21 protein-coding genes and 2 tRNA genes are annotated in these 23828 nt (G+C 73.0%); 19 read left to right on the top strand and 4 right to left on the bottom strand.

Annotated elements, in window-relative coordinates; genetic code table 11:
* Positions 1-241: 241 nt before the first annotated feature.
* The 5 genes from proB to ACIG3E_RS07770 all read left to right on the top strand — a co-directional run bounded on the left by proB (position 242) and on the right by ACIG3E_RS07770 (position 5562).
* Complete coding sequence (gene proB / locus ACIG3E_RS07790; RefSeq protein WP_399612583.1) at positions 242-1402, top strand: glutamate 5-kinase; 1161 nt, start codon at positions 242-244, stop codon at positions 1400-1402.
* A 284-nt stretch (positions 1403-1686) separates the two neighbouring features.
* Positions 1687-2199, top strand: coding sequence for a hypothetical protein (locus tag ACIG3E_RS07785; protein WP_399612580.1), 513 nt, complete (start codon positions 1687-1689; stop codon positions 2197-2199).
* Positions 2200-2368: 169 nt separating this feature from the next.
* Entirely contained in the window at positions 2369-3655 is a 1287-nt protein-coding gene (locus ACIG3E_RS07780) for a glutamate-5-semialdehyde dehydrogenase (protein WP_399612578.1), read from the top strand.
* A 103-nt stretch (positions 3656-3758) separates the two neighbouring features.
* Positions 3759-4376: a hypothetical protein gene (locus tag ACIG3E_RS07775; RefSeq protein WP_399612576.1), complete on the top strand. Its 618-nt coding sequence runs from the start codon at positions 3759-3761 to the stop codon at positions 4374-4376.
* Between the two features lie 121 nt (positions 4377-4497).
* A complete protein-coding gene (locus tag ACIG3E_RS07770) occupies positions 4498-5562 on the top strand; it encodes a hypothetical protein (RefSeq protein ID WP_399612574.1) in 1065 nt (354 codons plus the stop codon).
* Positions 5563-5634: 72 nt separating this feature from the next.
* Here the strand turns inward: ACIG3E_RS07770 and ACIG3E_RS07765 are convergent, their stop codons facing one another.
* Complete coding sequence (locus tag ACIG3E_RS07765; RefSeq protein WP_399612571.1) at positions 5635-6789, bottom strand: M48 family metallopeptidase; 1155 nt, start codon at positions 6787-6789, stop codon at positions 5635-5637.
* Positions 6790-6903: 114 nt separating this feature from the next.
* Here ACIG3E_RS07765 and ACIG3E_RS07760 point away from each other — a divergent pair, with 114 nt between their 5' ends.
* The 7 genes from ACIG3E_RS07760 (at position 6904) to ACIG3E_RS07730 (ending at position 11412) form a co-directional block, all read left to right on the top strand.
* Positions 6904-7056: a hypothetical protein gene (locus ACIG3E_RS07760; protein WP_171075740.1), complete on the top strand. Its 153-nt coding sequence runs from the start codon at positions 6904-6906 to the stop codon at positions 7054-7056.
* A 106-nt stretch (positions 7057-7162) separates the two neighbouring features.
* Positions 7163-7327 carry a hypothetical protein gene (locus ACIG3E_RS07755; protein ID WP_138959695.1) on the top strand — a complete coding sequence of 55 codons (165 nt, stop codon included), beginning with the start codon at positions 7163-7165 and terminating at the stop codon, positions 7325-7327.
* A gap of 67 nt (positions 7328-7394) precedes the next feature.
* Entirely contained in the window at positions 7395-8045 is a 651-nt protein-coding gene (nadD, locus tag ACIG3E_RS07750) for a nicotinate-nucleotide adenylyltransferase (RefSeq protein ID WP_399612567.1), read from the top strand.
* A 16-nt stretch (positions 8046-8061) separates the two neighbouring features.
* Complete coding sequence (locus ACIG3E_RS07745; RefSeq protein ID WP_399612565.1) at positions 8062-9786, top strand: LCP family protein; 1725 nt, start codon at positions 8062-8064, stop codon at positions 9784-9786.
* A gap of 350 nt (positions 9787-10136) precedes the next feature.
* Positions 10137-10595, top strand: coding sequence for a ribosome silencing factor (rsfS, locus tag ACIG3E_RS07740; protein ID WP_138959692.1), 459 nt, complete (start codon positions 10137-10139; stop codon positions 10593-10595).
* Positions 10592-11233 (top strand): histidine phosphatase family protein, encoded by a 642-nt coding sequence (locus ACIG3E_RS07735; RefSeq protein WP_399612562.1) that lies wholly within the window; start codon positions 10592-10594, stop codon positions 11231-11233. Before rsfS ends, ACIG3E_RS07735 begins: the two co-directional genes overlap by 4 nt.
* A 106-nt stretch (positions 11234-11339) precedes the next feature.
* Positions 11340-11412: transfer RNA gene (locus ACIG3E_RS07730), tRNA-Ala, on the top strand.
* Positions 11413-11518: 106 nt separating this feature from the next.
* Here the strand turns inward: ACIG3E_RS07730 and ACIG3E_RS07725 are convergent.
* Positions 11519-12547 (bottom strand): helix-turn-helix transcriptional regulator, encoded by a 1029-nt coding sequence (locus ACIG3E_RS07725; protein WP_399612558.1) that lies wholly within the window; start codon positions 12545-12547, stop codon positions 11519-11521.
* Positions 12548-13055: 508 nt separating this feature from the next.
* Here ACIG3E_RS07725 and ACIG3E_RS07720 point away from each other — a divergent pair.
* The 4 genes from ACIG3E_RS07720 (at position 13056) to ACIG3E_RS07705 (ending at position 15300) form a co-directional block, all read left to right on the top strand.
* Positions 13056-14420, top strand: coding sequence for an MFS transporter (locus tag ACIG3E_RS07720; protein ID WP_399613501.1), 1365 nt, complete (start codon positions 13056-13058; stop codon positions 14418-14420).
* An 89-nt stretch (positions 14421-14509) separates the two neighbouring features.
* The gene (locus tag ACIG3E_RS07715) at positions 14510-14686 is read left to right on the top strand and encodes a hypothetical protein (protein ID WP_399612556.1); all 177 of its coding nucleotides are present in this window, start codon (positions 14510-14512) and stop codon (positions 14684-14686) included.
* Positions 14687-14689: 3 nt separating this feature from the next.
* Positions 14690-14923, top strand: coding sequence for a hypothetical protein (locus ACIG3E_RS07710; RefSeq protein ID WP_016643127.1), 234 nt, complete (start codon positions 14690-14692; stop codon positions 14921-14923).
* Between the two features lie 304 nt (positions 14924-15227).
* A tRNA-Ala gene (locus ACIG3E_RS07705) sits at positions 15228-15300 on the top strand.
* Positions 15301-15362: 62 nt separating this feature from the next.
* Here ACIG3E_RS07705 and ACIG3E_RS07700 read toward each other — a convergent pair.
* A complete protein-coding gene (locus tag ACIG3E_RS07700; RefSeq protein ID WP_399612554.1) occupies positions 15363-16949 on the bottom strand; it encodes a ferredoxin in 1587 nt (528 codons plus the stop codon).
* Positions 16946-18316 carry a cytochrome b/b6 domain-containing protein gene (locus ACIG3E_RS07695; RefSeq protein WP_399612551.1) on the bottom strand — a complete coding sequence of 457 codons (1371 nt, stop codon included), beginning with the start codon at positions 18314-18316 and terminating at the stop codon, positions 16946-16948. The genes ACIG3E_RS07700 and ACIG3E_RS07695 overlap by 4 nt, the downstream gene beginning before the upstream one ends.
* A gap of 416 nt (positions 18317-18732) precedes the next feature.
* Here ACIG3E_RS07695 and leuS point away from each other — a divergent pair, with 416 nt between their 5' ends.
* The 3 genes from leuS (at position 18733) to ACIG3E_RS07680 (ending at position 23739) form a co-directional block, all read left to right on the top strand.
* Entirely contained in the window at positions 18733-21642 is a 2910-nt protein-coding gene (leuS, locus tag ACIG3E_RS07690; protein ID WP_399612549.1) for a leucine--tRNA ligase, read from the top strand.
* 323 nt (positions 21643-21965) lie between these two features.
* Positions 21966-22748, top strand: coding sequence for a hypothetical protein (locus tag ACIG3E_RS07685; protein ID WP_399612547.1), 783 nt, complete (start codon positions 21966-21968; stop codon positions 22746-22748).
* Positions 22749-22893: 145 nt separating this feature from the next.
* Positions 22894-23739 (top strand): DegV family protein, encoded by an 846-nt coding sequence (locus ACIG3E_RS07680; protein ID WP_242717959.1) that lies wholly within the window; start codon positions 22894-22896, stop codon positions 23737-23739.
* Positions 23740-23828: the final 89 nt, after the last annotated feature.

Genomic DNA, 23828 nt, shown 5'->3' with positions numbered 1-23828 from the left:
CCTGCTTCAGACGAGGCTCGTCACTCATCCGGATAAGAGGAAGACCCCTGACCGTATGACGCCGGGTGCCTCCGTAGCAATCTTCCGTGACACTCATCACCGCATATAGGGGCAAAGGTCCCCTGGCCGCCGCCGTACGGTCCACCGGCCGGAATGCCGGGGCGCCGGGCCCCGGTCTTCGCGTAGATTCGCAGGGCAAGCAGCATCGGGATCATTGGGGAAGCGCGTGACTAGGCAGGGCGTGGCAGAGGCTCACCGGGTCGTCGTCAAGGTGGGGTCCTCCTCGCTGACCACCGCTTCGGGGGGTCTCGACGCGGACCGCGTTGACGCGCTGGTCGATGTGCTGGCTAAACACCGAAATCTGGGGGCGGCCCGAAGGGTCTCGGTTGAGGGTGGTGGCGGGAGACGGGCGGGCGGGGGGGAGCGCGAGATCGTGCTCGTGTCCTCCGGTGCCATCGCCGCCGGGCTCGCGCCGCTCGGCCTGCGCCGCCGCCCCAAGGACCTGGCCCGTCAGCAGGCCGCGGCCAGCGTCGGCCAGGGCCTGCTCATGGCCCGCTACACGGCCTCCTTCGCGCGCTACGGCCTCCGCGTCGGGCAGATCCTGCTCACCACCGACGACACCAGCCGCCGCGCCCACCACCGCAACGCCTCGCGCACCCTCGACGCGCTCCTCGCCATGGGCGCCCTGCCGGTCGTCAACGAGAACGACACCGTCGCGACCGACGAGATCCGCTTCGGCGACAACGACCGGCTCGCCGCCCTCGTCGCCCACCTCGTCCGCGCCGACCTGCTCGTGCTGCTCTCGGACGTCGACGGCCTGTACGACGGCGACCCCGCGGCCGAGGGCACCGCGCGCATCGGCGAGGTGCGCGGCCCCGCCGACATCGCGCACGTCAAGATCGGCAGCGCGGGCAAGGCGGGCGTCGGCACCGGCGGCATGGTCACCAAGGTCGAGGCCGCCCGGATCGCCGCGGCCGCGGGCATCCCCGTCGTCCTGACCTCCGCGAGCCACGCCTCGGACGCCCTCGCGGGCCGGGACACGGGCACGTACTTCCACGCCACCGGGCGCCGTTCCGCGGACCGCCTGCTGTGGCTCCAGCACGCCTCCGCGCCCCGGGGCGCCCTCACGCTCGACGAGGGGGCCGTGCGCGCGGTCGTGGAGGGCCGCAAGTCGCTCCTGCCCGCGGGCATCGCCGCCGTCGAGGGTGACTTCATCGCGGGCGACCCGGTCGAGCTGCGGGACCCCGCGGGGCGTGCCGTCGCCCGCGGCCTGGTCAACTTCGACGCCAAGGAGCTGCCCCGGCTCCTCGGCCGCTCCACGCGCGAGCTGGCCCGCGAGCTCGGTCCCGCGTACGAGCGCGAAGTGATCCACCGCGACGGCCTGGTGGTCCTGCACCCCTGAGGCGCCCCGCCGGGCCGGGCCCCGCCCGCGCCCCTGAACGCGCGCTCCCGCGAACCCCTGTGCGGCCCGCCCCGCTATCCCCGCCCACCCCGTCGACACCAGCGGAAATCAGGCCGAAAACAGGCGCGAACGCCGTTCACGGACCGGCTCGCGCGAGGGGAAACTCCGGAAAATCGCCCCGAGAGACCGCTTGTCCTGCTCAACTTTGTGGCAAGGCAGTTCCGCACGACCGTTGCGTAACGACCGTTGCGTATCCGCATGAGGACTGGTTGAAGGAGGCCGTCGTGAGACGAGTGCGCCCAGGGGCGGCGTCCCGCGGGTCGGCTGAGCGCGCCCTGACGAGCGTCGCCGCGGGGGCGGCGTACACCGGGGGCACGGGCGATGACCACGACCAGGAGACCGGCGCGCGGCAGCCGGACGAGAGCCCCCGGGAGACGGGCGGCGAGCGCGCCGAGGCCCCGCGCCTGTGGCACGTGACACTCAGCGTCTCCGGCACCAGGACCCCGTTGCAGGAGGTCAGGCGCGGCCTCGAACAGCTCGCCCACGACCACCCCTTTCTGCTGACCAGCCGGTACGCCCACGACCACGCGGAGATCCGCTACTGGGAAGAGGCCCGCGACCTGCACGACGCCGCGGCGGTCGCGCTGCGCCTGTGGGGCGAGCACCGGCAGACCGCGCGGCTGCCGCCCTGGGAGATCGTCGGCCTCGAAGTGATCGACCGCGACACGTATCACCAGCGCATCGCGGAGGGGTACGGACCGCTGCCCGCGACGCCCGTCGGCGTCCACCCCTTCTGAGCAGGGGGAGCGCCCCGCAGGGGCGCGGGGCGGTGCCCCTGGGCGGCTCCGCCGCGTGGGCGCGACCAGCCCCAAACGACCCGCGGATGCGCCACACACGGAAACCGGCCATGTCTCGCGGAGCGGAACACCCCGTGGACGCGGGCCCGCGCAAGGCTACGCTTCCGGCATGACCGCCCCGCTCTCCCCGTACGACAACATGACCCCGGTCGCCCAGGCCGCCTACCGCGCCCGCGCCGCCGCCGCGCGGCTCGCGCCGCTGCCGCGGGCCGCGAAGGACGACGCGCTGCTCGCCGTCGCCGACGCCCTGGAGGTGCGCACGGCGGAGATCGTCGAGGCCAACGCCGCGGACGTCGAGCGCGCCCGCGCGGCCGGGACCAGCGAGGCGATCGTGGACCGGCTCACGCTCACGCCCGAGCGCGTGCGCGCCATCGCCGCCGACGTGCGGGACGTCGTCGCCCTGCCCGACCCCGTCGGCGAGGTCGTGCGCGGCTCCACGCTGCCCAACGGCATCGACCTGCGCCAGGTCCGCGTCCCCCTCGGCGTCGTCGGCATCATCTACGAGGCCCGGCCGAACGTCACCGTGGACGCCGCCGCCCTGTGCCTGAAGTCGGGCAACGCGGTGCTGCTGCGCGGTTCGTCCTCCGCGTACGCCTCCAACACGGCGCTGGCGCGCGTCCTGCGCGACGCCGTCGGCGGCGCCGGGCTCCCCGCCGACGCCGTCCAGCTCGTGCCCGGCGAGAGCCGCGACTCCGTGCGCGAGCTGATGCGCGCCCGCGGCCTCGTCGACGTCCTGATCCCGCGCGGCGGCGCCTCGCTGATCAAGACGGTCGTCGAGGAGTCCACCGTCCCCGTCATCGAGACCGGCACCGGCAACTGCCACGTGTACGTCGACAAGGACGCCGACCTCGACATGGCCGTCGAGATCCTCATCAACTCCAAGGCCCACCGCGTCAGCGTCTGCAACGCCGCCGAGACCCTCCTGGTGCACGCCGACATCGCCGACGCCTTCCTGCCGCGCGCCCTGGACGCGCTCGCCGAGGCGGGCGTGACCGTGCACGCCGACGAGCGCGTCCAAGCGTACGCCCCCGCCTCGAAGGCCACCGTCGTCCCGGCGACAGCCGAGGACTGGGAGACCGAGTACCTCTCGTACGACATCGCGGCCGCCGTCGTCGACTCCCTGGAGCAGGCCGTCGAGCACATCCGGCTGTGGACCTCCGGGCACACCGAGGCCATCGTCACCACCTCGCAGCAGGCCGCCCGCCGGTTCACCCAGCTCGTGGACTCCACCACGGTCGCCGTGAACGCCTCCACGCGGTTCACCGACGGCGGCCAGTTCGGCTTCGGCGCCGAGATCGGCATCTCCACGCAGAAGCTGCACGCGCGCGGGCCGATGGGCCTGCCGGAACTGACCTCGACGAAGTACATCGTGACCGGCGACGGACACGTGCGCTGACGCCTTCCGGCCCCCGCCCGACGGGCGGGGGCGTTCGGGGTCACAACCGCTGAATTCCCTTTCCGTCTGCCCAAATCCACCACTCCAGGTCTACGCTGGACGCGTGCCGGAGGACGTGGGGGGCACGCCGTTCGCAGGCGGCGGGGAGCCCGACGACGACCGCGACCACGGGGGTGCGGACGACGAGTTCGCCTCCGTGGTCTTCGACGAGGACTTCGTGCGGGCCGCGGAAATCCACGAACCCACCGCCGTGGAGCGCCTCCTGGCCGCCGCCCAGGCCCGCGCCGAGGCCGAGGCCCGCCGCGGCCGCGCCCGCCGCTCCGGCTCCGACGCACGGGACGCGGCGGACGACGACTTCGACGACTACGCCTACGACGGATACGGCCCGGACGACGGCGTCTTCGGCCCCGAGCACGACGTCGACGACCTCGACGACGCGGAGCTGCTGGAGGACGGCCGCGGGCGCTACGCCCGGCGCGGCGGCAAGGTCCGCTGGCACCGCCCCGTCGCCTGGATGCTCGCCCTCCTGATGGGCATAGGCATGGTGGCCTTCGCCTTCGCCGCGGTGTACCGAGGGGCGTCGTCCGGCCGCCAGGACCGCATACCCCCGCCCGCGACCACCGAGGTCGAGCAGACCAGGGGCGCGGGCGAGACCGGGGGCCCTTCCGCGTCGGCGGAGTTCGGCCAGCCCGCCGTACCGGCCGAGCCGCGCACGCCCTGACAGCCTCCCGCGAACCCCCGCGCGAGCTCGGCGAACGTGCTGACGCGGCACGTGAGGAGTTGTCAGAACTTGTCGTGTACCAGGGCGTTTATCGCGCGTCCCGGAGACCTACCCTGAAGGTATGGGCGGGCCAGGAGAACCACCTGCGGGGACACCCGAGGGCGCTCCCGGAGGTGAGGACGAGTACCGATCCGTCGTCTTCGACGAGTCGTTCGTACGCGCTGCGCGATTACAGGAGTTCTCCGCGCGCGAGCGGATGGGCGACCACGCGCGCGCCGTCCGCCGCAGGCCGAGCCCGCACCGCAGGCTCTCCCTGCAGGTGGTGATCCTCGTCGTCCTGATCACCGTCGCCTTCGGCACCGCCATCTACATGGGCGTGCGCCAACCGTACGAGACCCCCGTGGCCCGCCGCACCGAGCCGCTGCGCATGACCGTCATCCCGCTCGCCCCGCAGGGCCGCGTGCCCGGCGCCGGGAAGGCCGCGGACCTGTTCGCGAAGAGCCCGGCCGCGCAGTTCGGCGTCGGCGCCAGCGGCATCGTGCTGCCCGCGGCCCGCCGCACCGCGCACTTCACCGAGGACCAGGTCGTCGCCGCGCTCGCCACCGCCAAGGACTACCTCGTCGAGTCCTCGCTCGACCCGGACGTGCTCGCCGGCCGCACCGTGCGCTCCCCGCGGGTGCTGCTCGACCCCGCCCAGCTCGACCAGTTCGACCGCAGCTTCAGCCGCCCCGCCGCCGACGGGCGGCACGCGCCCACCGGCTGGCTGGTGCGGTTCGACCCGGCGAGGACCGCGCTCGCCGACCCGGGGGTGCGGGTGAACGGCACGCTGCGCGCCGACGAGACCGACAAGGAGACCCTCGAAGTGGCCTCCGACCACACCTTCGTCTACGCGCTGCGGCCCGCGGGCGCGCACGGCCACGCGCGCGCCTCGCTGTTCACCGTCCGCCGCGAGCTGCACTTCCGCTTCGACCGCGACGACCTGCGCATGCACCAGGCCGAGCTGCTCGTGTCGTACGTCCAGGCCGGGCCGCTGAGCTGCGCCGCCGACAGCACGCGGCTGCTGCGGCCGCTGCTCGCGGGCCAGGAGGCGGGCCCCGGCGGCCCCGCGGGCACCGACCCGTACGCGACGGGCCGGGCGACGGCGCTGTGCGGGGCCCTGGCGGGGGCGGTCCGGGACGGGACGTAGCGGGTGGCCGGTCGGCCAGGGGCGTGGCTGACCGGTGCTGACCGGCCTGGGGCGTGGTCGACCGGCCCGGGGCTACTTCTCGCCGGGGCCTGCCGAGGGTCCGTCGCCGCCGGGGCGCTCGGAGGAACCGCCGCCGCCCTGGCCCGTGAATCGGCCGCGCAGCTTCCCGCCGAGGTCGCCCGCGCCGCCCGCGATGTCCGTGACCAGCTTCATCAGCGGGTCCTTGCTGTTGCGCACCGTGTCCGCGTACGACGACGCCGACTGCCGGAAGGAGTCGGAGACGGAGGTGTCCTTGTCCTCCTGGCGGCGCGGGTAGTGGCCGTCCATGAGGCGCTGGTAGTCGCGGGTCGCGGCCCACTTCCTCAGCTCGGCGGCGCGCACGGTGGTGAAGGGGTGGGAGCGCGGCAGCACGTTCAGGATCTTCAGGACGGAGTCGCGCAGGTCGCCGCCCGCCTCGTACTCCTCGGCCTGCTCCAGGAAGGCGTCCACGTTCATCTCGTGCAGGTGGTTGCCGCCCGCGATCTTCATCAGGCCGCGCATGGACGCCTGGAGGTCCTGGCCGACGAGCAGGCCCGCGCGGTCCGCGGACAGCTCCGACTTGCGGAACCACTCGCGCAGCGCGGTCACGATCGCCATGATCGCCACATTGCCGAGCGGGATCCACGCCACCTTCAGGGCGAGGTTCGTCAGGAACAGCAGGATCGTGCGGTACACGGAGTGCCCGGACAGGGCGTGGCCCACCTCGTGGCCGACGACCGCGCGCATCTCCTCCTCGTCGAGCAGCTCGACGAGGCCGGTGGTGACCACGATGATCGGCTCGTCGAGGCCGATGCACATCGCGTTCGGCTTCGGGTCCTGCGTGACGTACATCGGCGGGACCTTCTCCAGGTCCAGGATGTAACAGGCGTCCCGCAGCATGACGTTGAGGTGCGCGAACTGGGCGTCGGACACGCGGACGGAGTCCGAGAGGAACAGCAGCCTGAGGCTGCGCTCGGGGAGCAGTCCGCTGAGTGCCTTGAAGACCGTGTCGAAGCCGCTGAGCTTGCGCAGGGCCACCAGGGCCGAGCGGTCCGCCGGGTGCTCGTACGCCCGGGACGAGATGCCGGGGAAGCGCCTGCGCTGCCTGCTCGGCACGCTCTCCTGGCCGCTGCCCGTGCTGTCGCTGGCGCCGCCTGTGCCGTTGTGGCCGTTGTGGCCGTCCTGGCCGTCGTGGTTGCCGTTGGTCATGCCGCATCCCCCATGTCGTGTCCGTCCGTCGCGTCCGCAATCGTGCCCCCGAGACGGGGCCCAGCCTAGGCGGAGATACCGTGGCGGGGCAGCGCACAGAAGGAGCCATCCGCCATGGAGTACATCTCTTCCGCCGACGCCCTCACCCTGGCCGCCCACGCGGCCGACAAGCAGGGCCCGGGCAACCTGCTCCGCGTCGTACTGATCGTGATGGTCGTCGGCTGCGTCCTGGTGGGCTGGCTGCTGCTGCGGGGATACCGGAAGTGACGGGCCCGGGGAGCCCCGGCAGGGCGCCGTCGCCGCACCGGCACACCCCGCATACGATGTGCTCAAGTCTTTACCCCGATCCCACACCGGATAGGTCCTGCTGACGATGAGCCTCCACGCCACCGCCGCCCAGTTCGTCACCCTCGCCTCCTCCGAAGGTGAGCACGTCGATGAGCACGCGAGCCTCAGCCCCTACGTGACCGGCGGCGGCGCCTTCGTCGTCCTGCTCCTGCTGCTGTGGATCACCACGCGCTTCAACCGCGACCGCTGAGCCCCGAGCTCCGGGGCCCCACGGCCGGAACCCGGGTCGCCCGGCGGGGCCGGTAGTGTCTGCACGCATGGGAGAGCAGGACATGCCGACCGGCCCGCGGGGCGGACCTGGCACAGGCCCGGCGAGCGCCGCCAAGCGCCGCCTGGGCGTCATGGGTGGAACGTTCGATCCGATCCACCACGGACACCTGGTGGCGGCCAGTGAGGTCGCCGCCCAGTTCCACCTCGACGAGGTCGTGTTCGTACCGACCGGGCAGCCGTGGCAGAAGAGCCACAAGCTGGTCTCGCCCGCCGAGGACCGCTATCTGATGACGGTCATCGCGACCGCCGAGAACCCGCAGTTCTCGGTCAGCCGCATCGACATCGACCGCGGCGGCCCCACGTACACCACGGACACCCTGCGCGATCTGCGCCGCCTCAACCCCGACACGGACCTGTTCTTCATCACGGGCGCCGACGCGCTCGGTCAGATCCTCACCTGGCGGGACACCGAAGAGCTGTTCTCGCTGGCCCACTTCATCGGCGTCACCCGCCCCGGCCACACCCTGGCCGACCCCGGCCTGCCCGAGGGCGGCGTCTCCCTCGTGGAGGTACCGGCCCTCGCGATCTCCTCCACGGACTGCCGCTGCCGGGTCGCCAAGGGGGAGCCCGTCTGGTACCTGGTGCCGGACGGCGTGGTGCGTTACATCGACAAGCGCGAGCTGTACCGCGGCGACTGAGCCGAGAGGGGCACCGGTGAACGACCGACAGTACGACCCGTACGGCGGCGAGTACGAGGGTGACGCGGCGGCTCAGTACGAGATCGTCGGGTACGACGAGTACGGGCGGCCGGTCTACCAACTGGTGCCCCGTCAGGCGGCGGCCCCCGCGTACGACGCGTACGCCGCGCAGCCCCAGCCCCAGCCCCAGCCTCAGGCGCAGGGCTATGGCTATGACGCGTACGCGCCGTCGTACGAGGTCTCGTACGGGGCCGGGGCGTCGTACGACGCCGGGGAGCAGACCGGGTGGATCCCACAGCAGCAACAGCCTGAGCAGCGGCCTTCGTGGGATCAGCAGCACCAGGAGCCTCAGCAGCATCAAGAGGCCCAGCAGCACCGGGAGCCTCAGCAGCAACAGGAGGCTCAGCAGCCTCACCAGCACCAGCACCAGCACCAGCACCAGCCCGGCCCTGGACCGGAGCCCTCGGAGCAGCGCGAGTACCACACCGCGCAGTTCTCCTTCATCGAGGAGCCCGACGAGGACTCCGAAGACGTCATCGACTGGCTGAAGTTCACGGAGAGCCGTACCGAGCGGCGCGAGGAGGCCAAGCGGCGGGGCCGCTCGCGGGTCGTCGCGCTGGTCGTCGTGCTCGCGCTCGCCCTGGTCGGCGGCGTCGGCTATCTGTGGGCCGCGGGCGAGCTGCCCGGCCAGTCGGAGGACAAGTCCGGCGGCGCGGCCGCCGCCGGGCCGCAGAAGCGCGACGTCGTCGTCGTGCACCTGCACAACACCAAGGGCGGCGGCACCTCCACCGTGCTCCTGGTGAACAACACCACCACCAAGCGCGGCTCCGCCGTCCTGCTGCCCAACTCCCTCGCCCTGACCGGCGACGACGGCACCACGACCACGCTCGGCAAGTCCGTCGACGACGACGGCTCGACCGGCACGCGCGAGGAGCTGGACACGCTGCTCGGCACCCATGTCGAGGGCACCTGGCGCCTCGACACCCCCTACCTCAACAACCTCGTCGAACTCGTCGGCAACATCGACATCGACACCAACGCCGACGTGCCGGACCCCAAGGCCAAGCGCAAGGGCGAGGCGCCGCTCGTCAAGAAGGGCGAGCAGCAGACCCTCAGCGGACCGATGGCCGTCGCCTACGCCACCTACCGCGCGCCCGGCGAGGGCGAGAACGCGCAGCTCGCGCGGTTCGGCCAGGTCATGCAGGGCGTACTGCGCAAGCTGTCGTCCGACCCGCAGGCCGCCACGGTCACCGTGCAGTCGCTCGCGCAGATCCTCGACCCGTCCCTGAAGGAGAAGGACCTCGGCACCTTCCTCGCCAAGCTCGCCGACCGCGCCAAGGGCGGCGACTACGCGACCGCGCTCCTTCCGGTGCGGCAGGACGGCACGCTGACGGAGAAGGCGGCCGCCGGTGTCGTCAAGGACGTGCTCGGCGGCGTCGTGAAGAGCCCGGAGCAGGGCGCGGCGGTGCGCGTCGGCGTGCGCAACGCCACCGGCGCCAAGACCGCCACCGAGAACGCCCGCATCGCCCTCGTCAACGGCGGCTACACCTTCGTCGACGGCGGCACCGGCTCCGCGCCCGCCACGTCCTCGCAGGTCACCTACGGCGACGCGGACAAGAAGAAGGAGGCGGCGGAGGTCGCCAAGACCCTGGGCCTGCCCGCGAGCGCCGTCCGCAAGGGCGACCCGGCGTCGAACGCGGACGTGTCCGTGGTGCTCGGCCAGGACTACAAGAGCCGCTGAGCCCGCCGACGGGAGCCGTCGGCGGGCTGCGGGGGCCTCGGCAGGTCCTGCCGGAGCCGCCGGTAGGGCTGCGGGGGTCTTCGGCGGGTCCTGGTGGAGCTGTCGGCAGGGCTGTCGGGGTCGTCGATGGGCCCTGCCGGAGCTGTCTGGCGGGGCTGTCGGGGGTGTGCGGCGGGGCTGCCGGGGGCGGTGTGGCGGTCCTGCCGGAGACGTCCGGCGGGGCTGGCGGGGGTGCTGAGCGGGGGTGTCCGTTCCGCCCGGGGGCCCGGTGATCGAATAATCCTCTGGGGAGCCGTCCGCAGTCCGTGAGACCCTTGACGGGTATTGCCCGTCTGAAGGAAAGCTCTCTAGTGACCGCCACGGACCGCTCCACCGAGCTCATCACCGTCGCCGCCCAGGCGGCCGCCGACAAGCTCGCGCACGACATCATCGCGTACGACGTCAGCGACGTGCTGTCGATCACGGACGCCTTCCTGCTCGCCTCGGCGCCGAACGACCGCCAGGTCAAGTCGATCGTCGACGAGATCGAGGAGCGCCTGAACAAGGAGCTCGGCGCCAAGCCGGTGCGCCGCGAGGGCGACCGCGACGCCCGCTGGATCCTCCTCGACTACGTCGACATCGTCGTCCACGTCCAGCACAGCGAGGAGCGCGTCTTCTACGCCCTCGAGCGGCTGTGGAAGGACTGCCCCGAGATCGAGCTGCCCGCCGACGCCAAGGCCACGCGCGGCAAGGCCGCGGAGCACGCCAAGCTCCAGCAGGCCGCCGAGGAGGCCGAGGAGATGCGGCACCTCGGTGGTGAGCTGCGGTGACTGCCCGCGGCTGCCGCATCATCCTGTGGCGGCACGGCCAGACGTCCTGGAACCTGGAGCGCCGCTTCCAGGGCTCCACGGACATCGAGCTGACCGAGGCCGGTGTCGCCCAGGCGCGCCGTGCCGCCCGGCTGCTCGCCTCGCTGAAGCCGGACGCGATCATCGCCTCCGACCTCAAGCGCGCCGCCGCGACAGCCGCCGAGCTCGCCGCCGTCACGGGCCTCGACGTCACGCACGACGAGGGCCTGCGCGAGACGTACGCGGGGGAGTGGCAGGGCCTCACCCACGAGGAGATCATCGACCGCTTCGGCGAGCAGTACGCCGCCTGGAAGCGCGGCGAGCCGGTGCGGCGCGGCGGCGGTGAGCTGGAGACCGAGGTCGCCGACCGGGCCGCCCCCATCGTGCTGCGGCACGCGGAGAAGCTGCCGGAGGACGGCACGCTCGTCGTGGCCAGCCACGGCGGCACGATCCGTACGACCATCGGCCGCCTCCTCGGCCTGGACTCGCACCACTGGGAAAGCCTGGGCGGGCTCTCCAACTGCTGCTGGTCCGTCCTCGGCCAGGGCGCCCGCGGCTGGCGCCTCCTCGAGCACAACGCGGGCACGCTGCCCGAGCCGGTGCTCGGCGACGACGACTAGCCCCCAGGTCACGGCCCTCGTGGCCGATCCCGACGCGGATTTCGCGTTTGGGCAGGTGGCAGGCTAAAGTTCTTCTTGTTCGCCCCGCAGAGCGGGAAGAACGCAAGGGGCTATAGCTCAGTTGGTAGAGCGCTTGCATGGCATGCAAGAGGTCAGGAGTTCGATTCTCCTTAGCTCCACAGTCCCGGTCCCGTCCCCGTCAGGGGGCGGGACTTTTTGTTGTCCGCTGGTCTTCTTGCTTTGCTCAGCGCTTTCGTTGCTCTTGCCGCTCGGCGCCGTCGTTGCTCAGCGGCCGCTCTCCGCGTGCCGCAGCTCCCGGAGCCGGGCCGTTGCCCTGCGGGTCTCCTCGTCGTCCGGGGTGTAGACCACGATCCGGCACTCCGGCATGCCGTTGATGGACAGCGAGACCGACGTCATCCGCAGCTCGCCGACCGCCGCGTGGCGGAAGGTCTTCACCCGCGGCCCCGGGGGTATGACGTTCCCGCTCGCCCAGAGGTCCGCGAACTCCGGGCTCGCCAGGGACAGTCCGCGGATGAACTCCTCCCAGGCGGGCTCGCCCACGTGCCGCCCGTACGCGCCGCGCAGCGTGGCCACCATCACCGGCAGCTCCGTGTCCCGGAAGACCAGCGGGCAGTCGCACCGGGGCACCACGAAGAGGGTCCACAGGACGTTCGGCACGCCTATGGACTCCATCTCGGGGACCATGAACAGATCGCGGTAGGCGGGGTTGGTGGCGAGGATGTCGTACCGCGTGTTGTAGACCACGGCCGGGTGCGGGTCCAGGGCGTCGATGATGCCCTGGACCTCGGGGCCGACCGCCTCGGCCGCCGCCTCGTGCCGGACGGCGTACGGCACCTCGGCCAGGTGGTACAGGTGCTCGCGCTCCGCCCGGTCCAGGCGCAGGGTGCGGGCGACGGCGTCCAGGACCTGCGCGGAGGCGTTGATGGGGCGGCCCTGCTCCAGCCACGTGTACCAGGTCACGCCGACGCCGGAGAGCTGGGCGACCTCCTCGCGGCGCAGCCCCGGAGTGCGGCGGCGCGGGCCCGGCGGCATGCCCACGTCGGCCGGGGTGACCCGGGCCCTGCGGCTGCGCAGGAAGGCGGCCAGCTCGGGGCGCCGCCGGGCCGCGGACGCGGGCGTGCGGGTGGAGGCGGCCGTGGCTGCGGGGGCGGCCCCGGCGTCGGCCGTGCGGGGCGCCCGACCGGTGGCCGACCCCCGTGCGGCACTGGTCGGACGCCCTGCACCGTGGACGCCGGGGAGCACGGGCGGGTTCGGCGGGCTTGGCGGGGTGCGCGGGGCCGCGTGGGCGGGCATGGGGTCCAGGGGCGCTCGGCCGGACGCGGGGGCCGGTGTCGCCTGGTCCGGCGCGGGGCCCTGTGCGGAGGCGGGGGCCGCCTGGTCGGACGTAGGGGCGGGGGCCGCTGGGCCGGGCAGGGGGCCCGGGGGCACGTCGACGGGTGCCGGAGCCGTTGCGTCGGGCGCGGGTGCCGGAGCCGTTGTGCCGGGCGCGGGTGCCGGAGCCGTTGTGCCGGGCGCGGGCCCCCGAGCCGCACGGCCCGGTGCGGTGCGCGGGCGTGCCCTGCTCGTCGTGTCCATCGTCGTCACGTCCCCCATCGTCACGTCCCCCATCGTCACCATCAGGACCGCCCCGTGCCAGGTGCTGTCAGTACCAGCATCGGCGGGCTCTCACTACCTGTACCGAACCGTCGACACGCTCATGTGCATGACGACCACAAGACCCTCGGCACCGAGTCCGGTCTCAACTCCCGCATCCAGTAAAGCCCCTGGCACTGACAATCGCCCGGGACGCGTGCTCGCGGCCGTGCTCGCGGCCCAGTTCATGGCGCTGCTCGACGTGTTCATCGTCAACGTCGCGGCGCCCACGATCCGTAACGACCTGCACGCGTCCGGCGCCGGGCTGCAACTCGTCATCGCGGGCTACACCATCACGTACGCCGTCCTGCTGATCACCGGTGCCCGGCTCGGCGAGCGGCTCGGACACCGGCGCGTCTACCTCGCCGGGCTCGCCCTGTTCACCGCCGCGTCGCTGGCCTGCGGACTGAGCCAGAGCACCGGCCAGCTGATCGCGTTCCGCCTGGTCCAGGGCGCGGGCTCCGCGCTGCTCATTCCGCAGGTCCTGAGCCTCATCCAGCGCACCTTCACCGGGGAGGCCCGGGTGCGGGCCCTCGGCGCCTACTCGGCGGTGCTCGCCACGGGGGCCGCGGCCGGGCAGGTGGTCGGCGGCGTCCTGGTCAGCGCCGATCTGTTCGGCACCGGCTGGCGCCCGGTGTTCCTCGTGAACGTGCCGGTCGGCGTGGTCCTGCTGGCGCTCGCCGCCCGCGTCCTGCCGACCGACGGCACGCTCCCCGCCGGGCGCGCCCGCGGCCTCGACCTGCCGGGTCTCGTCCTGCTCGGCGCCACCGTCTCGCTGTTCACCGTGCCCCTGGTCCTCGGCGAACAGAAGGGCTGGCCGCTGTGGACCTGGCTGTCCCTGGCCGCCTGCGCGGTGTTCTTCGCCCTGTTCTGCGGCTACGAGTCCCGGCTGGCCAAGCGCGGTGGGGCGCCGCTGATCTCGCCGAGGCTGCTGCGCACCCCGGGCATGGGCGTCGCCGTCCTCCGCCTCGCCGTCATCATGGCGGTCAACGCGGGCTTCCTGTTCGTGCTCACGCTGCACCTGCAGGGCGGCCTCGACTACAGCGCGCTGCGTGCGGGGCTGACGTTCGCCCCGACCGCCATGCTCTTCGGCGCGGTCGGCCTGACCTGGCGGAAGTGGCCCCGGGCCGTCCAACCGGCGCTCGTCCCCTGCGGATTCGCGCTCACCGCGGTGGCGAGCCTCGCCGTGGGCCTGCTGTTGCGCGACGGCCGTGACGTCGGCGGCTGGCTGTACGTGGCGTTCGTCGCCGTGGGCATCGGGATGTCGCTCGGCTTCAGCCCGGTCCTCACGCGCGCGTTGGCGACGGTCAGGCCCGAGGACGCGGCGGACGCCAGCGGTCTCCTCGCGACCGTCACCCAGCTCGGCCAGGTGACGGGCGTCGCGGTCTTCGGCGCGCTCTTCCTCGGTCGGCTTGAGTCGCCGGGGGCTCCGGGAGCGTATGCGTCGGCGGACGCGCTCCTGGTGTGCTTCTACGCGCTCGCCGCGGCGGCCGCCCTAGGGGCCGTGTCCGGACTGGTACGTATGCGTCGCTGACCGGCTCGCCGTGGTCGTGGCAGAATTCGGGGGGCCGGAAGGGGACTGCACCAGTGCGCCGACGGTGACCCGACGGGAGGGAGAGCGCGATGCCTGCGAGCATCCTCGAGGAGGCCGGCGGCCTCCCCGAAGTGGCGGAGATACGGTCCGGTGACGCCACGCTCCTCAACTGCCCTTCCTGCGGTTCGGCCCACGTCGCCCAAGTCCTCGGTGACAACGGCGGAGTCAGTTACGTGTGCACGGCCTGCGGCCACAGCTGGAGCTGATCGATGGGTGCACACAGGCGTAAGTGCGACTGGTGCGGCAGCGGTACGCCGATCGTCCGCGACATGGAGCCGGTGAACCCGGACTACCAGTACTGGTGCGAGGAGTGCGCGCGGGCGCTGATCATAAAAGGCGACCCCATCGAGACGTACCGCGAACTCGAAGGCGAGCCGATCTACGGCCGTCTGCTCGACGAGCACTGCACGCTCAAACGCTTCTACTCCTTCGCCACCGCCTGAGCGCGGCCCCGGAGAGGTCTCCCCGGGCTCTCCGCGCGCCCGCGGGGCCCGCGCCGCCCACACCGTCGTCGTCAGGAGCGCCCGGGTGGCCACGCACGCGTGCCGCAGGGCGGGTACGTCATGAGCAGGGGCGCCTCGGTCGCACGCAGCGCGTGCAGGTCGTCGCCCGCACGCGCGGTCGCGCCCTCCGCGACGCGGGCCGCTGGCGCCGCTGAGCGTCCGGAACGGAAACGATTTGGTGGTGCGGGGGGTCCACCGTGTAATGTTGGCGGAGCCGCCGGGGAAACCGGGCGGAACACAGCAAGGGGCTATAGCTCAGTTGGTAGAGCGCTTGCATGGCATGCAAGAGGTCAGGAGTTCAATTCTCCTTAGCTCCACAGTGAATGGAGAGCGGGCCACCCGGATCGGGTGGCCCGCTCTCGTGTGTCCTCCTCGTGTTCTACGGCCGTCCGCTGCCCAGGGCGCGGCGCCCGCGCCCGCGCGGCAGCATCGGCAGGGTCCGGGACGCGCCGGGCGCCGCCGGGTCCTCCTCGACGCGCAGGGCGAGCGCGGGGCAGCGCCGCACGGCGCGCTGGGCGCGGGCTTCCGCATAGCGCGGCACCGCCGCCTCCGCGACCGACGGGAAGCCGTCGGGGCCCAGCTGGATCAGCTCCGGGACGATGTCGGCGCACAGGCCGTGGCCCTGGCACAGCGTCCAGTCGACGGCGAGCTTGCGGCCGCTGGGCGCCTCGCCCCGCGGCGCGTCGTCCTGGAGGGGCAGTACGCCCTCCACCGGGCGCCCGCAGCCGTCTCCCAGGACGTGTGCCGCCAGGTCGTCGGTGAAGGCCGCGATCGTGGACTCCAGGAAGGCCGCCGAGCCGTCGGGATGCTTGCAGGCGCCGCGCCGCTTCACCGCCCGCGTCACCTCGCGCAGCGCCTCCAGGGCGGTCGGTCCGCCGCCGTCCAGGACGTCCGCGAGCCCGCGCGCGGCGGCGGGCAGGCCCAGGTAGCAGGGGCCGCACTGGCCCGCGCTCTCGGCCGCCAGCCAGTGGGCCACGCGCAGGGACTCACCGAGCGGACAGGTGCCGGGGCCGATCGGCAGCACGGCGCCCGCGCCCAGCGCGCCCCCGCAGGCCTCCAGGGCGGCACGGGAGACGACGGCGTCGTGCGCGGTGACCGGGTCCAGCCACTTGCCGTGGTAGCCGCCCGTCAGGACGCCCTGCGGCAGCGGGGGAGCGCCCGCGAGCTGCAGAACGTACCGCAGCGGGACGCCCGTTGGGACCTCCACCACCATGGGGCGCGCGACGGCCCCGGAGACGGTCAGCAGGACGGTGCCGGGCTCGTCGCGCAGTCCTGTGCGGCGGTAGCGGTCCGCGCCGGTCCGGGCGGCGACGGCGAGCTGCGCGAAGGTCTCCGCGTTCGACAGGAGCGTGGGCGCGCCGCCCACCCCGGAGTCCGCGGTGCGGACCTTGCGCCCCGGAGGCAGCGCGGGGCCGCCGTCCGCGGAGCGTACGAGCGCGGAGGACTCGCCGGTCACCATGCGCACGGGGTTGCGCTGCACGCGCGCGCGAAGGCGCGAGCCGCGCCGGTCGCTCAGGCCCCGCTCGCCGAGCGCTGCGCGCATCGACGCCTCCGTGGAGTCACGGGTCACACCGACGACCAGGGTGCGCGCGCCCAGGGCCTCGGCCGCGAGCAGGGCGCCGTCCAGGATGAGGTGCGGCGCGCGGTTGATCAGGACGGTGTCCTTGCGGCAGGCGGGCTCGTCCTCGCTGCCGTTGACGACGACCACGGGACGTACGCCGCGGCGGATCGCGGACTCGGCGACGGCCCGCAGCTTCGTGGCGAACGGGAAGCCCGCGCCGCCCCGGCCGCGCAGGCCGATCGCCTCCGCGAGCCCGGCCAGCTGCTCGCCCGCCACGGCCTTGAGCGGGCCGTGCACCTTCAGGTGCATGGCGAGGTCGAGCCGCTCGACCAGATCGAAGCCCGAGGTCAGCAGCGGAAGCCCGACGACGCGGACTTCGGGGACGTCGGGCAGGGGCGCGTTCACTTGCTGCCTCCGGCAGGCGCGTTCCAGGGCTCACCGGTGCTGGGCGCCTGGAACGGGCCGAGTAGGGGTTGTGCGGCGGTCCCGTCGCCTTCGCGCACGGGCTCGTACGGCGGGTCGGCCGCGGGCGGGTGGTAGACGGGCCGGGACCCGGTGTCGTAGCGGCCCTCGGAGTGCGGGCCCGGTTCGTCGGAGCCGAACCGGGTGTCTCCGTAGTCGTGTTGCGTGTCTTGGGGGTCTACGGAGTCGTATCGCACGCCCGGGAAGTCGTATCCGGTGTCTACGGAGTCGTACCGGGTGTCTACGGAGTCATGGGAAAACGGGGGGCCGGGGGCCTCGGCGGGAGGTGGCGGCGAGGGGGCGGGCCAGCGAGGCGCGACGGTGGGCAGGACCTCGGTCGTCCTGAGGTCCTGCGGGAGATCGGTCTCGTCCTGGTCGGCGGGCGTGGCGAGCGCGCGGTAGGCGGCGGCGATGCCGGTGACGGGGGCCTGCTCGGCCGGGGCGCCGCGGCCGTCGGGGGCCGTGCCCGGGAGCGGGGCGGTCCCGGGGGCCCGGACGGCCGCCGGGGCGCGGCGGCGCGACCGGCCGGGCGTTCCCCGGCCGTCGGGTTCGAGGACGGCGAGGATCCGGGTGGCCGCCTTGCGCTTGACCGGGGGCGGTGCCGCCCGCAGCGCCATGGCTCCGGCGACCGCGACGAGGCACAGGCAGTACAGGGCGACCACCCACGGCTTCGGCGGACGGCCCGCGTACAGGCCGTGGATCAGGGCGGCGCACCAGGCGGGGTAGGCGAGCATGTGCAGGGCCCGCCAGCGCGAGGCGACCTGGACCGGCGAGGCGAAGGCGCTGCGCAGGGCGCCGGTGACGCTGGTGGTGACCATCAGCAGGCCTGCGAGCGACCCCAGGCCGATGAGGCCGTCGCCGCCGGTGACGCCGAGGCCGAAGGGGATGACCGCGCCCACCAGGGACACGTGGTCGAGGGCGAGTTTGACGGTGCCGTGCAGGAGCAGGAAGCCGACGGAGGCGACCGCGGTGGCCCGGTGCACGGCCTGGGCGAGCAGGCGCTGGCGGGAGCCCAGGAAGAGGCGGTCCGACGCGACCAGGCCCCACGCGACGGACGCGGTCAGGGAGACCAGGGACAGGACGCCGGTGGTGTAGTCGAGGGCGGCACGGAAGTCGTCGCCTCCCGCGAACACCAGCAGGGGTATCAGGAGCAGCGCGGCCGTGGTCAGCAGGCCGCGGGCCGCTCTGCCCGGCCCGGCGAACGAGCCGGTGAACGAGCCGGTGAACGGCCCGGCCGACGAGCGGAGCGAGGGGGAGCCGGATAACGCGGGGCTCCGGGGACGCTTGCGGTGCGGGTGCAGAGGGTTCATGGGGGCGACTCCGAAATGGTCCGGTCGCCGCATGCTAAGTCGCCCCATACCGACGGGTACGTGGTTTGAGTTATTGCGTTGTTATCGAAGTGCGACTCGATCTTGGCGTTGCCCCGATAGTGGGCGGTACGCGGAGTAATCCTTGGCCAAGGGTGAGCCTCCGCTTTCCGTGCGGCGCCGCGAGGCCGGATCCGGCCGGAGCGGGACGAACTGCGTCGCCCGGGCTCGGGGCCCTGCGGTACTCTGACGCCATGCGTGCCGTACGCCTTCTGCTTAGCGGGCCGCGCTGATCAGTCCCGACCGCCCAGTGAGCGTGGTCGGAATCGGCGCGGCGTCCCCTCCTGTGCGAGGGGCATTTTTATTTGGCCGCACGGCCGTTTCCGCAGGCAGAGACGATCGATGGAGCTTTGAGGACCATGAGCGAGACGAATTCCTCCGCCACCGCCGAAGGCGCGGGGGGCGCCCCTTCGGCCGCCGAGGCGGCCGCGCCGCACCGCTACACGGCCGCCCTGGCGGCCGAGATCGAGGCGCGCTGGCAGGACGTCTGGGACGCCGACGGCACGTACGAAGCACCCAACCCGAGCGGTGACCTGGCCGGCGACCCGGAGCTGGCGGCCCGCCCCAAGAAGTTCATCATGGACATGTTCCCGTACCCCTCGGGTGCGGGTCTGCACGTCGGTCACCCCCTGGGGTACATCGCCACCGACGTGTTCGCGCGCTTCCAGCGCATGACGGGCCACAACGTCCTGCACTCCCTGGGCTTCGACGCCTTCGGCCTGCCCGCCGAGCAGTACGCGGTGCAGACCGGCACGCACCCGCGCGTGTCCACCGAGGCCAACATCGCCAACATGAAGGCGCAGCTGCGCCGTCTGGGCCTGGGCCACGACAAGCGCCGCTCGTTCGCGACGATCGAGCCGGAGTACTACAAGTGGACCCAGTGGATCTTCCTGCAGATCTTCAACTCCTGGTACGACGACGAGCTGCGCAAGGCCCGTCCGATCGCCGACCTGGTCGCCCAGTTCGAGACCGGTGAGCGCGTCGTACCGGACTCCACGCGCGCGTGGAGCGAGCTGTCCGCCGCCGAGCGCGCCGACGTCCTGAGCGGCTTCCGCCTGGCCTACGCCTCCGAGGCCCCCGTCAACTGGTGCCCGGGCCTGGGCACCGTCCTGGCGAACGAGGAGGTCACCGCCGACGGCCGCTCCGAGCGCGGCAACTTCCCGGTCTTCAAGTCCAAGCTGCGCCAGTGGAACATGCGCATCACGGCGTACGCCGACCGCCTCCTGGAGGACCTGGACGCGCTGGACTGGCCCGAGGCCATCAAGCTGCAGCAGCGCAACTGGATCGGTCGCTCCGAAGGCGCCCGCGTCGACTTCCCCGTCGGCTCCGGCGACGCGGCGATCACGGTCTTCACCACCCGCCAGGACACCCTGTTCGGCGCCACGTACATGGTCCTGGCGCCCGAGCACGAGCTGGTGGACTCGCTGGTCCCGGCCGCCTGGCCCGAGGGCACCCACGAGGTGTGGACCGGCGGCCACGCGACGCCCGCCGAGGCCGTCGCCAAGTACCGTGCCGTCGCCGCCGCCAAGTCCGACGTCGAGCGCCAGGCCGACGCCAAGGAGAAGACCGGCGTCTTCACGGGCGCGTACGCCACGAACCCGGTCAGCGGCGAGCGCGTCCCGGTCTTCATCGCCGACTACGTCCTGATGGGCTACGGCACCGGCGCGATCATGGCCGTCCCGGCGCACGACACCCGCGACTTCGCCTTCGCGCGCGCCTTCGAGCTGCCGATGCGCTGTGTGGTCGAGCCCTCCGACGACCGGGGCACGGACCCGTCGACGTGGGACGAGGCCTTCGCCTCGTACGAAGCGAAGATCGTCAACTCCTCCGGTGCCGACGTCTCCCTGGACGGCCTGTCCGTCGTCGAGGCCAAGGCCCGCGTCACCGAGTGGCTGGAGCGCGAGGGCATCGGCCGCGGCACCGTCAACTTCCGGCTGCGCGACTGGCTGTTCAGCCGCCAGCGCTACTGGGGCGAGCCCTTCCCGATCGTCTACGACGAGGACGGCGTCGCCCACCCGCTGCCCGAGTCGATGCTGCCCCTGCCGCTGCCGGAGGTCGACGACTACTCGCCGCGCACCTTCGACCCGGACGACGCCGACACCCGGCCGGAGACCCCGCTGTCCCGCAACGAGGACTGGGTCAACGTCACGCTGGACCTGGGCGACGGCCCCAAGAAGTACCGCCGCGAGACCAACACCATGCCCAACTGGGCGGGCTCCTGCTGGTACGAGCTGCGCTACCTGGACCCGCACAACGACCAGCGGCTGGTCGCCCCCGACATCGAGCGCTACTGGATGGGCCCGCGCGCGGGCCAGCCCACCGGCGGCGCCGACCTGTACGTCGGCGGCGCCGAGCACGCCGTGCTGCACCTGCTGTACGCGCGCTTCTGGTCGAAGGTCCTGTTCGACCTGGGCCACATCTCGTCGGCCGAGCCGTTCCACAAGCTGTTCAACCAGGGCATGATCCAGGCGTACGTCTACCGCGACAGCCGCGGCTTCCCGGTCCCGGCCGCCGAGGTCGAGGAGCGCGACGGGCAGTACTTCTTCGAGGGCGAGCCGGTCAAGCGCGAGCTGGGCAAGATGGGCAAGTCCCTGAAGAACGCGGTCACCCCGGACGAGATCTGCGAGGAGTACGGCGCGGACACCCTGCGCCTGTACGAGATGGCGATGGGCCCGCTGGACGTGTCCCGCCCGTGGGACACGCGCGCGGTCGTCGGCCAGTACCGGCTGCTGCAGCGCCTGTGGCGCCTGATCGTCGACGAGGCCACCGGCGAGGTGACCGTCGTGGACGCGGAGCCCGGCGAGGACGCGCTGCGCGCCCTGCACAAGGCGATCGACGGCGTCCGCCAGGACCTGGAGGGCATGCGGTTCAACACCGCCATCGCCAAGATCACCGAGCTGAACAACCACCTGACCAAGGCCGGGAGCGCGGTGCCGCGCTCCGTGGCCGAGCGTCTGGTGCTGCTGGTGGCGCCGCTGGCCCCGCACATCGCCGAGGAGCTGTGGCGCCGTCTGGGCCACACCGACTCGGTCGTCCACCAGGACTTCCCGGTCGCCGACCCCGCGTACGTCGTGGACGAGACCGTGACCTGCGTCGTGCAGATCAAGGGCAAGGTCAAGGCGCGCCTGGAGGTCTCCCCGGCCATCTCCGACGACGAGCTGGAGAAGGTCGCCCTGGCCGACGAGCGGGTCGTGGCCGCGCTGGGCGGCGCGGGCATCCGCAAGGTCATCGTGCGGGCGCCGAAGCTGGTGAACATCGTTCCCGCCTGACCCTTCCCAGGCGCCCGCCTGGACGCTCGCCGCGTTCCGGACGGTCTGTGAGGCCATGGGTGACCGGCCGGATCCCGCACGGGGTCCGGCCGGTCAACTGTTCGCCGGGTGGGGTGCGTTGGCCCGGGCGGGCCGCGGGTGTGCCCTGGGCGAGCCCGGGCGAGTTGCGGCGTCGGGCCGAGGCATCCGGGTAGTCCCCTACGGGCAGGTTCCGGGTTCCGCTGGAACCCTCGATCGGTCTGCTGCGTTTACCGTGGAGAGGCAGACGGGCCCGTCCGCCGACGACCTCACCGACCGCCCCGCCCGGCCGAAGGAGAAGCATCGTGGAAGCCGTGATCGCAGTGGTCGCGCTGCTCTTCGTGCTGTTCCTGGCAGTCGGGGCGTATGCGGTGGTCAAAGCCGTGGGCGCCGCCAAGCGCGGCGTGGACCGCACCCTCTCGCAGGCCCGCCGGACGGTCGAGGACACGACGCTGCGCGCGAAGACGTTCGCGCAGCCCGGCGCCGTCGGCGAGCTGGCCCAGCTCCGGCTCACCCTGCGCACATCGATGCGGGCCACCCAGGACGCCCTGCGCGCGGGCGTCGCCGAGGACCCCTCGCTGCACGAGTCCCTCGCGCTCTTCGAGCGCCTGAGCGTCCACGGCCACGAGCTGGACGACGAGCTGAAGCGCCTGGAGAGCGAGCCGGACCGCATCACCCTGAGCCAGCGCCTGCCCTCCCTGAAGGAGCGCACGCAGCAGATCACGAAGGCGGCGGACTCCCTGCGCTGGGCGGCCCGCGACCGCGCCCACAAGTTCGCGGACGACGATCTGGACCTGCTGCGCACCCAGATCGACATGGAGGCGGGCGCCCTGCGGCACTGGACGACGGAGCCGTCCGACACCCAGCCCGCCGCGCCGCCCGCGTCCTCGGCCTCGCCGTCCTCCGCGCCCACCTCGCCGTGGCCCGGCCCAGCACCGGCGGAGTCGTCGCCCCGGCCCGGCGCGACGGCCCCCACGGAGCGCTCCGACCGCACCGCCCAGGAGCCGACGAGACCCGCGATCACACCGCCGAGCCCGCGGCCGACGTACTCCTGGGAGAAGCAGACCAAGCCGGAGAGCACCACCTGAGCCCGTGTGATCCGCCGCCGACGCCGTCGCGAGGCACTGGTCTGCCCGGGGCCTGCCCGGCTCCGCGCGGCCCGTCATGGGCGCCGTCGCCCGGCTGACGGGGTCGGACTGCCGCGTCAGGGTCCCTGCGGGTAATCTCCAGCTCATGTCCCGCCATGTCGCGATCGTCACCGATTCAACGGCCTACCTGCCGCAACGGACGATGGAGCGGCACGGCATCACCGCGGTGCCGCTGACCGTGGTGCTCGGCAACCAGGCGCTCGAAGAGGGCACCGAGATCTCGGCCCGCTCCCTCGCGCTCGCCCTGCAGAAGCGCCGACCCGTGACCACGTCCCGGCCGAGCCCCGAGGTCTTCGCGCGCACCTACCGCGAGGTCGCCGAGGCGGGCGCCACGGGCATCGTCTCGCTGCACCTGTCGGCGGAGTTCTCCGGGACGTACGACGCGGCCGTCCTCGCGGCGCGCGAGGCACCGGTGCCGGTGCGCGTCGTCGACACCGGCATGGTCGCGATGGCCCTCGGCTTCTGCGCCCTCGCGGCCGCCGAGACCGCCGAGTCGGGCGGCTCCGTGGACGAGGCGGTGTCCGCCGCCGAGAAGCGGGCCGCGAGCACGTCCGCGTACTTCTACGTGGACACCCTCGACTACCTCCGCCGCGGCGGGCGGATCGGCGCCGCCCAGGCGCTCCTCGGCTCCGCGCTCGCCGTGAAGCCGCTGCTCGAACTGGACGGCGGGCGCATCGAGCTCCTGGAGAAGGTGCGCACCGCGTCGAAGGCGATCGCCCGGCTCGAAGAGATCGCCGTCGAGCAGGCCGGTGCGCACGAGGTCGACATCGCGGTCCATCACCTGGCGGCGCCCGAGCGCGCCGAAGCGCTCGCGGAGCGGCTCAGGGAGCGCGTGCCGTCACTGGCGGAGCTGCACGTCAGCGAGGTGGGCGCGGTGATCGGCGCGCACACGGGACCGGGGCTGCTGGGGGCTGTGGTGTCGCCTCGGTGAGGTGACGTGGGTGTCGGCCGGGACTCGTGCGGGTGACTGAGTTATCCACAACTCCCCGGTAGTCCCCGGGAATTGACCAAGATCAACGC

The sequence above is a fragment of the Streptomyces sp. NPDC053474 genome (assembly GCF_044544845.1).
In the GTDB taxonomy this organism is placed as follows: Bacteria; Actinomycetota; Actinomycetes; order Streptomycetales; family Streptomycetaceae; genus Streptomyces.
The sequence above is the reverse complement of the archived record's forward strand: the minus strand, read 5'-3'. Positions and strand labels throughout refer to the sequence as shown.

What these genes read in the sequence shown, in the direction of transcription:
- ACIG3E_RS07780 (WP_399612578.1), top strand. Translation starts at nt 2,369, where the DNA reads ATGACCGCCCCGCTCTCCCCGTACGACAACATGACCCCGGTCGCCCAG.
- ACIG3E_RS07770 (WP_399612574.1), top strand. Translation starts at nt 4,498, where the DNA reads ATGGGCGGGCCAGGAGAACCACCTGCGGGGACACCCGAGGGCGCTCCC.
- ACIG3E_RS07765 (WP_399612571.1), bottom strand. Translation starts at nt 6,789, where the DNA reads ATGACCAACGGCAACCACGACGGCCAGGACGGCCACAACGGCCACAAC.
- ACIG3E_RS07760 (WP_171075740.1), top strand. Translation starts at nt 6,904, where the DNA reads ATGGAGTACATCTCTTCCGCCGACGCCCTCACCCTGGCCGCCCACGCG.
- ACIG3E_RS07755 (WP_138959695.1), top strand. Translation starts at nt 7,163, where the DNA reads ATGAGCCTCCACGCCACCGCCGCCCAGTTCGTCACCCTCGCCTCCTCC.
- nadD (WP_399612567.1), top strand. Translation starts at nt 7,395, where the DNA reads ATGGGAGAGCAGGACATGCCGACCGGCCCGCGGGGCGGACCTGGCACA.
- ACIG3E_RS07725 (WP_399612558.1), bottom strand. Translation starts at nt 12,547, where the DNA reads ATGCCCGCCCACGCGGCCCCGCGCACCCCGCCAAGCCCGCCGAACCCG.
- ACIG3E_RS07715 (WP_399612556.1), top strand. Translation starts at nt 14,510, where the DNA reads ATGCCTGCGAGCATCCTCGAGGAGGCCGGCGGCCTCCCCGAAGTGGCG.
- ACIG3E_RS07710 (WP_016643127.1), top strand. Translation starts at nt 14,690, where the DNA reads ATGGGTGCACACAGGCGTAAGTGCGACTGGTGCGGCAGCGGTACGCCG.
- ACIG3E_RS07695 (WP_399612551.1), bottom strand. Translation starts at nt 18,316, where the DNA reads ATGAACCCTCTGCACCCGCACCGCAAGCGTCCCCGGAGCCCCGCGTTA.
- leuS (WP_399612549.1), top strand. Translation starts at nt 18,733, where the DNA reads ATGAGCGAGACGAATTCCTCCGCCACCGCCGAAGGCGCGGGGGGCGCC.
- ACIG3E_RS07680 (WP_242717959.1), top strand. Translation starts at nt 22,894, where the DNA reads ATGTCCCGCCATGTCGCGATCGTCACCGATTCAACGGCCTACCTGCCG.